The organism is Stygiolobus sp. CP850M, from assembly GCF_037389425.1.
Taxonomy (GTDB): domain Archaea; phylum Thermoproteota; class Thermoprotei_A; order Sulfolobales; family Sulfolobaceae; genus Stygiolobus.
Map to the genome: position 1 here is coordinate 1 of NZ_JBBHKR010000105.1, position 4,952 is coordinate 4,952.

4 protein-coding genes and 2 pseudogenes are annotated in these 4,952 nt (G+C 40.3%); 3 read left to right on the forward strand and 3 right to left on the reverse strand.

Annotated elements, in window-relative coordinates:
* A partial coding sequence (locus WIW89_RS13105; RefSeq protein ID WP_337721094.1) for a hypothetical protein occupies nucleotides 1–884 on the reverse strand: 884 nt, incomplete at its 3' end.
* Nucleotides 885–1,114: 230 nt separating this feature from the next.
* Between WIW89_RS13105 and WIW89_RS13110 the strand changes: the two genes are divergently transcribed.
* The 3 genes and pseudogenes from WIW89_RS13110 to WIW89_RS13120 form a co-directional block, all read left to right on the forward strand.
* On the forward strand, nucleotides 1,115–1,387 hold the full coding sequence (locus WIW89_RS13110; RefSeq protein ID WP_337699994.1) for an ACT domain-containing protein: 273 nt from the start codon (nucleotides 1,115–1,117) through the stop codon (nucleotides 1,385–1,387).
* Between the two features lie 3 nt (nucleotides 1,388–1,390).
* Entirely contained in the window at nucleotides 1,391–2,728 is a 1,338-nt protein-coding gene (locus WIW89_RS13115) for a DUF711 family protein (RefSeq protein ID WP_337699996.1), read from the forward strand.
* 184 nt (nucleotides 2,729–2,912) lie between these two features.
* Nucleotides 2,913–3,447 (forward strand): annotated as a pseudogene (locus WIW89_RS13120) (IS607 family transposase); the annotation flags it as partial.
* 2 nt (nucleotides 3,448–3,449) lie between these two features.
* Here WIW89_RS13120 and WIW89_RS13125 read toward each other — a convergent pair.
* Together WIW89_RS13125 and WIW89_RS13130 are read right to left on the reverse strand one after the other, a co-directional pair.
* A pseudogene (locus tag WIW89_RS13125) lies at nucleotides 3,450–3,578 on the reverse strand (serine hydroxymethyltransferase); the annotation flags it as partial.
* A gap of 155 nt (nucleotides 3,579–3,733) precedes the next feature.
* Nucleotides 3,734–4,105 carry a hypothetical protein gene (locus tag WIW89_RS13130; RefSeq protein WP_337721095.1) on the reverse strand — a complete coding sequence of 124 codons (372 nt, stop codon included), beginning with the start codon at nucleotides 4,103–4,105 and terminating at the stop codon, nucleotides 3,734–3,736.
* Between the last annotated feature and the right edge of the window lie 847 nt (nucleotides 4,106–4,952).

Consider the following 4,952-nt stretch of genomic DNA (forward strand, 5'->3'; position numbering starts at 1 on the left):
TATCCTATTGTCCATAGCGAAGCTTCCATAGTAGCTACTCTGATGGCAGTCTTGAAGCTTCTGGGGTTTACGCTACCTACTCCGGAGCTCAGGACAGCCTCCGATAGCCCATAGTAAAAACCTCCTAATGCTACAAAGGAGTTTACAATCACTGTTGAAAAGATCAGTAGCGCTACAGCTAAGGAGTTATTATTCCTCCACGATATCCATGTTAACAATATACCTACTACTTCCCCTATCTCGTACGTCAGCCAGACGGTTGATAACTCAAAGGACCTCAGCTCATATAAGAAGGGGAGGGCTAGAGATAAGGGAAGAACGGAGAAGATAAGCGGAATTAAACTCTCCCTATTTTCGGAACGCCCCTCCCCTTCAATATTAAACTTTACCCACGTTAACGGAACTGCTGACAAAATCATCAGTACCCCTGAAATTATGAAGATAGCTCTGATTCCAATATGAAGGGATATTAAGCCTCCAACAATAGGTAATATCAGTGCCGGTATCATAGAAATTGCCCAAGTCTTTGAGAACTGCTCTTTCTCTGCTCTGGATAAATTGTAATAGAAGAACGGTACGGCGATCCAGTAAGTGTTGTATGTTAATAACCCTAATATTGCGCTTATAGCGTTGTTTGACAGCCCAAGTATGATGAGACCTAGTCCAGAAACCACTATTGACATCTTAGTGATGCTTTCGTCTCTAAATACTTTTAATAGATTTATAAAGAGTATTCCAGCAATAGAACTTATTACATATGTTAAGTCTATAAGAAAAGGAGAAGATATAGAACTCTCAAGGAGAATAGTTAAGTATGGAGAAAACAAATATAGAGATACTCCCCATAAAGTCCAACTGATAGCTATATACTTTAGGAATCGCAATTCCGGTCACCTCTATAGTCTCCCTCATCTTAGTTTTCCTACTATATATATAGCAGGATAGTATAAATATTTTGCTCAGAGTTGGTGGTAGGAACCCTTAATCAAATTTTAAAGTGTAATTAATAATATATTGCACATATCACAATTTATCTACAATTATAAATAAGTTCTAGAACTAATATACGGAAAAAATCCCAAGAGTTAAATTACTCTACTCATACATAATCCAGATGGAGAACGCTGTAATCATTGTGGTCGGTGCTGATAAACCGGGAATAGTAGCAGGGATCGCATCTAAGCTCGCGGAAAATAACGCCAACATAATAGACATTTCACAGACCGTAGTCAGAGGAATATTTGCAATGATAATGGTAGTAGACATATCGAAGTGTAAAGTGTCCCTAGCGGAGTTAAGAAAGCAATTGCAAGAGAAGGGTAAGGAACTAGGAGTAGAAGTGCAAGCCTACCATGAAGAGGTCTTCAGATATATAGAAAGGGTGTGAAGAATGCGGTACAGTGCTGAGGAAATTGTCGAAGTCTATAGAATGCTGAGAGAAGAAGAATTAGACATAAGGTCTGTCACATTGAGTGTGAACACACTATTCGCACTTACAGGAAACTTGGAGTCAACCATAAAGAGATTGGAGACTCTAAACCAAACCTTAGAAAAGTTCACTTATGCCGTGGATGAAGTATCAGGGAAATACGGTATAAGGGTAGTGACCAAGAGGGTAGCAGTGTCTCCTATCCAATTCTTCCTAGAAAGTTTAGCAGAAGAAGAAGGAATAGAAATAGCTAAATTTTTAGATAAACTCGCTGAGATTTACAAAATAGACTATATAAGTGGATATTCAGCCTTTGCTGACAGAGGGTTTACTAAAGGGGCCCTAAAGACCCTAAAGACCTTTGCAAAAGCGTTAAACAATACTCACAGACTGACAGGAATGATAAACGCTGCGTCTACTATTGCTGGGATGAATATGGAGGCAATAAAACTGTATGTTAATGAAATCTTTAACATGCCACCTACCTCATCTTCTAGGGCAACGATAATGGCTAACGTACCTCCCGATTCACCTTTCGTACCTTCCGCTCATCACGGTCTCGGGATGCCTGAAGCTACTATTAACATAGCAGTTAGCGGACCGGGTGTAATAGAAAGCGCAATACGGAGGAGTAATCCCAAAGCACTACAAGAACTTCATGACGTTATCAAGAGAGCTGCGTTTAAGGTCACAAGGCTGGGCGAATTGATAGGAAAGAGCGTGGCCGAGAAGATGGGGATAAATTTTACAACCGTGGACTTGTCCTTAGCTCCCTCTCCGACAGTTGGGGACAGTGTTGCTGGGATTATAGAGGCAATGGGCATAGAGAAGATGGGAGGTCACGGATCTCTAGCTGCATTAGCGATATTGATGGATGCGGTAAAGAAGGGAGGTGCAATGGCTACCTCGGCAGTAGGGGGACTCAGTAGCACCTTTATACCGGTAAGCGAGGACTCCGTTATGATCGAGAGAGCATTAGAAGGGTATATAGACTTTTATACTCTCATCGCCTTATCAGCGGTTTGTAATAGCGGGATCGATATGGTAGGAGTGAGTAAGTCCCAAGGGATGGACAAGGTCATAGGTCTTATATCAGACGTGCTAGCCTTGGGAATTACCCTGAACAAAATTCTCGGGGCGAGGATTATTCCGGTAGATTCCCCTCCAGGTTCCTACGTGGACTTAGGAGGACTGTTAGGTAAGGTCGTTGTCATGAAATTAAAGGATGTAGACGTTTCAGGGTTTATTTCCCACACCGGTTACGTACCTAGCACTATCAAGAGGCTCGAGTTGGGTTAAAGAACTATCTCGACGGTTCTTGGTTCGATTACAAAAACTGGTATGGATTAAAATTCGATAATGAAACCTTTATCTTTGCAAACCGTCTCAAGAGTTATCTGGCTCTGTTCCTTTCTTTTAAGGGCTGAGTCCTTTCTCACGTTAATAGAAATCTTTTTATATTCATTTATTGTCCACTAACTCTGTGGAGAGACTACTGAGACCTAAAGAGGCTTGCCAACTTCTTGGCATTTCATACTCAACACTCCTACGGTGGATTAGAGAAGGGAAGATAAGGGTAGTAACGACTGAAGGAGGGAGTATAGGATACCTTACAGCGAGATTAAGAAGTACTTAGAGAGGAGGGAGAAATAAGAGCAGTAATTTACGCTAGGGTGTCCTCTACCAATCAAAAAGAGGAGTTGGAAAGACAAATAAAGTATCTCACGATTTACTCAACGGCAAAAGGTTACAAGGTAGTTGAAGTACTAAAAGATATTGAAAGCGGATTAAACACATAAAGGAAAGGAATGCTTAAGTTATTCAAACTTGTTGAGGGAAGGAGTGTAGACGTCGTATTAATAGCATACAAAGACGGACTAACGCGTTTCGGGTTTGAGTACATCGAAGAGTTCTTCTCGACAACGGGAGATAGGATTGAAGTGGTTTTCGGAGAAGAACCTAAGGGCACGCAAGAACTCGTGGAGGACTTGATCTCAATCATTACCTCATTCACTGGGTGCTGAATGCCAAGGGCCCCAAGCGTGCCGAACATCGTGTGACTAACGTGGGATCTGGCTTGCAGAGGGGCAATCAGGGCCTTGTCGCCTGGTTCCCCTAGAATTCTGAAGACCGCGGCGTTAGCCATGGATGAGGGACGTTGGGTGGATATACGTACAACGCTTGGTATTCACGCTTGTGGTGTTCTACAACTCTGCGGGGAAGATGCTATACAGGCCAGTGAATGCATTTCGGCCAACGATACCCTATCAACCACCGATTTACCACGTCGTTCTTGATAACAACTTACTTACTCTCTAACAATTTTGTTGAATCTTTTATTATTAAATTGTAACGAATTTCAGTAACTTCTCCTGCGTCGGGTTGTCTATAAACCACATATCGTTTCTTCGACTTCGTCGCCTTTACAAATTCTTTTTTAATATGATATATCTTTACAGTACGCCCTCTCCAGATGTTTTTAATGTGTATTTCATATACTCCTTTCTCCAGTTTGAAGGAACATGGATATATCTTACCCTCGATATTACATTCTACAATTATTACTGTATTCTTCCCTCGTATATATGCAGTACTTGGACCGATATGTCTATCATGGTAAATCACCCCCTCCTTCGGCTCCCATTTACCAATTAGTTTTTTCAAGGTTCTTAACATATCTTGTTTATCAGAAACAAAATATTTAAATCCTTATAACGCGTATCAGCGTGTTATACCTAAAAATCCGCCAATTTATCACGTGGTGCTGGATAACAATTTAATAACTCTTTGAAAGAAGTGTTTTTTCGCCTCTTCACGTGTTAACGGATACACTTTATCATCTTTTTCGAAAAAAGCACTTCTGGGTCTCCCGTTATGCTAAGATATTCCAACAATCTTTTCCAGACTTCTTGTGGAATATCAACGATTATTTCATGCTTTATGCCTGGTATAATATATCCACCATTTTGCGATATACCGACAAGGCATTGCCAGCTGTCAATAATAATCTCTCCATGGTGCTCGTTGAAAATCTTTGTTAGTTGTTCCTCGGCGTTGAATTTTTTACGAAACATTTGCTCTCGCCCTCACGAAATAGTATACGGCTTTCTCATCTACCGTTATAATCATTTCGTTGCTTACATGCATGCGATCAGTTGGATCTCTCTCTTGAATGTACACTGCAAACTTTCCAAGGCTGAATTTTTTCTCAGCATATCATTTACTGGAGGCAGGACTGCGAAAAAGTTCCAATTTTTATATTTTATTAATTCGACGTTTACATATCCTACGTAACAAAGCAGATGCGCATAAGGAATGTAATTCAATTTCTTTTTTGAAAACTTTTCGATAGTGATAAGTTTTACAACAACTAATCGCGCTTTTGTAGCTCTTCCCACACATTATTATCATGTACTTCGGTGACTTTATATACGCGTTTTAAAATTTCATGATATTCACGTTTTAAAAGATCTTCCACTATTTCCTTATTCTTAGGTCATTTTAGATTACCAAAATTGTTGTC